Raw genomic sequence first — 4,047 nt, 5'->3', positions numbered from 1 at the left:
GGCGTTTCAGCTGAAATGCCCATCAGCGACAATAAAGTCGGGGCCATATCAATCTGACTTGCCACTGTCTTAATTCTCTTTGGTTTAATATCGGCCCCTAGGATAAGACCCGGTATCTGGAATCTTTCAATAGGCACCAAAGCATCACCATAAACATTAAGATCGTGATCAGCAATGACCAGAAACAGCGTGTCCTGCCAGTAATCACTTTGCATAGCCTTATCAAAAAACTCACCTAAGGCGTAATCAGCGTATTTAACCGCATTCAAATCCGTTTGCTTTTCTGAACCTTCAAGATCTATTCGCCCATCTGGAAACTCGTAGGGAGAATGGTTGCTGGAGGTAAATACCAAACTAAAATAAGGCTGTCCTTTTTGATGCATTTCAGAGATACGATTATGCGCTTTGTTTAACAAATCTTCGTCTGAAACTCCCCAGCTCCCTTTGAATACAGGATTTTGGTAATTATCTTGATCAATAACTGATTCAAAGCCGTTACCAATAAAGAACGACGCCATATTGTCGAAATGCGATTCTCCCCCATAAATAAACTCGGTAAAGTAACCCTTATGATTCAATAAGTCGGCAATGGTAAAAAAGTTTTGTTGTGAAAGCGAAAGCTTGACGACACTCCTCGCTGGAGTTGGCAAGAAACCGCTTATTGTCGCTTCAATACCGCGAACAGAGCGTGTTCCAGTGGCATAGAGCTGCTCAAACCACCACCCTTTATCTTTTAACTTTTCAAGCTCTGGGGTTACCGCATGTTCACCGCCCAACGATTTAACAAATGTAGCCCCCATACTCTCTTCAAGGATAATCACAAGATTAAGTGATTTATCACGTTTTACTGATGCTTCACGTTGATTTAAGGTAGGAAATGGCGCATCGGGATCCGTATTTAACCAAGGATAGTTCTGGTCCATTTCTGCCATGATTTCATCATCGGTTAGTGAACCATAGACATCACTAGCTTCTGCCTCATGCTGCATGTTGTAAATTGCAAAATAAACTGACCAACTGGAATTGATGATAAGACTATTCACCATGGCATCTGAGGTTATTGCAAAAATCGCTGGGTTTGCGGGTCGATGTGCTAGTGTTGAGCGAATCATTACCACCAGAAGCAACACTAAAAGTGGCCAGGTTAACCAGACTTTCCATACCGGCCAGTCAAGTCGATACGCTGACAACCATTTCTTTAATACAGTGCTGAAAAGAATGCCAGCAATAATAGTCAGCGAGATGCCGAGTATGAGTGGCCCCCTAAAGCCTTCCCATAATGTTGAAAACACTTCCTTTGGATATTGTAAATACTCCACAAATAATCTATTGGGACGCAGGTCATACTGCATAATGAAAGCGGGTGTTGCTGTCTCCATAAACACCACTAAAATGACTATAAACGTTCCCCAAACCCAGACTAATTTTTGCCAAAACCGCCAAGTATATTTATTTACTAATAACGGCATCAGTAGTGTTAAGGGCGCAATTAACATACCCATCATGATGAGATCTGCACGGATCCCCTGAATAAAAAATATCGGTAAATTAACTGCAGATGTGACTCTATCCCATTGCCAAATAGCTAATCCGAGACGGGATAATGACAAAATGGCTAGCCCTACTAATAAAATTTTCAATAGAATTTGATAAGGTCCAAGCCAAGACATGTAGTTATGTTTCATTGATAATCTAATTTCAGTTGTTTAAGTAAATTTTGGCCATAAAAGAACTAACCATGTGGCCACGGCAATCAACAGCGTCATCAACACGGCAAGAGAGCCATAATCTTTAGCGCGCCCCGCTAAGGGATGTAATTCGGTACTGAATCTATCCAGCGTGCATTCTATGGCAGAGTTAAGGGCTTCTACTGTCATCACGGCAACCATCACACCTATCAACGCCAGACGTTCAATAGCAGTAAAGTCGATAATAAAAACAAAGGGGAGCAGCACTAGAAAAATCGCCAACTCTTGTCTGAATGCAGACTCATATCGTGCACACAAACATAACCCCCTCAGTGAATAATAAGTCGCAAATAACAACCGTTTCAGGCCTGTATGTTTTTGAATTGCTGCAGTCATAGAAGTTAAATACTCGGTGTGAAATGAATCTCAAAGGTTGTGCCGCCTGAATCCGGTTGAACCACGCTTAAATTCATGTTCAGTTTTTCACTGATCATTTGTGCGATTAACAGGCCAAAGCGGGTTTCTTGAAAAAGTAATTGCTGCCCTAGGGAGCGATTGGATAAGCGGTGAGAAATATCTGGCGGCAGCCCACTACCAAAATCTGTAACGTTGATAACGTTATCACCAGACTGAATGCGTACCTCATCCTGAGTATGTTGAAGCGCATTGTGCAAGAGGTTGCGTAGAAGCATTCTCACTAAGGAGTGATTGGTAAGGACAATTTGTTGATCATAGCTTGATGAAAAGTAAGTTAGCCGCTCTGCCGCCATTGGCATTTCATTCATTATTTCTTCTACGGCCTCCTGAATTAGAACACTTAAAGAAATTTTAGAATCCTTTACGGGCTGTTCATTGCGAAGCAAGGCTAATAGGGTATTAACCTCGATCTGCATATGATTAACAGTTTGTCGAATGCGGCTCATTGTCTGTTTATCAGCCGCTGATAATTGTTGCCGCTTGTCGATCACATCTAGAGCTCCTGACAAGATAGCTATAGGTGTGCGTAATTCATGACTAGCGGTTTTGATAAACATATTTTCACGCCGTACAAACTCCTCCATCGCGTCTAAAAAGCGGTTAAACGCATTGGCAATATTGTTATATTCATGCTCGACATAGTCATTTTCCAGTCGCTGCATGCTTTTGCCAGGTGTCGTTTTCTGTATGGCATGGGTGAGTTTTTGAAGCGGTTTGACCAGTTTTCTTGCACCCAGACGAGATAAAACAAAGCCAATAAATGTCATTAATAGAACTAAGCCCAGCATGGCAAGCTGGAAAAGAATTTCACGCTCTTCCATGGCTGTAATGTCTTGGGAGATAAATAAAGTTCCGCTCGGAGAGTTAATCTGTTTTGCCAAAACTAAAAAATGTTGATCTTTGAATTCTATTTCTTCGGATGCGGGAGCTTTTATGTCTTGAAAATGTTGAGGTAATTGTGAAGGGGTAGTTGTTTTTTCACCAACAAAAGCCACTGAAATATTAGCTGTTTGCCAAGTTTGAAAATCGGGGTTATTAATTTTTCGACTATAGAAATCAAACTCATTACTCAGTTCAAATTCTAAAATCGTATACTCCATGTCCTCGTATATGAATTCGATGATGACAAGCGAGAGCACGATTGTTAGGAAGCTCACCGCAAAAATCGTCCGGTATATACGCGTTGCTAAAGACAAGCTCACTCGGTGTTACCTGACTCTTCTGGAGTTTGCAGACGATAACCCCGTCCATGCATAGTTTTTACAAAATTAAAGCCAAGTGACTTTTGAAGTATTTGCCTTAAGTTGTATATGTGGGTTCGTAACGTTTGCGTTTCTATATCAGGACTACCCCAAATCTGCTCACACAAAACTTCATGGGATAAATATTTGGGATAAGCGTCAAACAAAGATTCAATGATTTTAGCGGCAATTCCACTCAATTCGACGCTCGCGATGCCACCATAACGCAACATGAGTCGCCCCGGATCAAAGCTGAGACTTCCAACCTTTTTCACAGAATCATTTGCAAACTGCCGCCGGGAAAGCGCTTCAATTCGCAGCTGCAATTCTCTTAGATCAAATGGTTTAACCAGGTAATCGTCGGCACCGACTCCAAACCCTTCTTCTTTATCGGGCAGAGTGCCTTTCGCGGTTACCATAATAATGGGGATATTTTTCTTTAAATCTTGACGAACTCGCCGACATATCTCATAGCCGGACAGGCCGGGCAACATGATGTCTAACACAATCACATCATAATCATTAGTTGCTAACAAGTGCAGCGCTGTTAATCCATCAGCTGCAAAATCGAGTTCATAGTGAGTATCCTCAAAAAACTCGAATAGATTCTCAGCAAGTGCAACTTGGTCTTCCACAATTAA

The 4,047-nt window shown here is 41.7% G+C and carries 4 protein-coding genes; all 4 read right to left on the bottom strand.

What is annotated here, in order from left to right; translation table 11 throughout:
* The coding region (locus tag LGT40_RS00835) for an LTA synthase family protein (RefSeq protein ID WP_226069698.1) at positions 1–1,685 on the bottom strand (1,685 nt) is incomplete at its 3' end.
* Between the two features lie 21 nt (positions 1,686–1,706).
* A complete protein-coding gene (locus LGT40_RS00830) occupies positions 1,707–2,084 on the bottom strand; it encodes a diacylglycerol kinase (RefSeq protein WP_226069697.1) in 378 nt (125 codons plus the stop codon).
* Between the two features lie 5 nt (positions 2,085–2,089).
* Entirely contained in the window at positions 2,090–3,367 is a 1,278-nt protein-coding gene (locus LGT40_RS00825) for a sensor histidine kinase (protein ID WP_226069696.1), read from the bottom strand.
* Positions 3,364–4,047, bottom strand: a 684-nt coding sequence (locus tag LGT40_RS00820; RefSeq protein ID WP_226069695.1) for a response regulator transcription factor, incomplete at its 5' end; no start/stop codon positions are given. The genes LGT40_RS00825 and LGT40_RS00820, both read right to left, overlap by 4 nt.

This window comes from Methylophaga pinxianii (assembly GCF_020447225.1).
Taxonomy (GTDB): domain Bacteria; phylum Pseudomonadota; class Gammaproteobacteria; order Nitrosococcales; family Methylophagaceae; genus Methylophaga; species Methylophaga pinxianii.
This window is presented reverse-complemented; position numbering and strand designations above follow the sequence as displayed.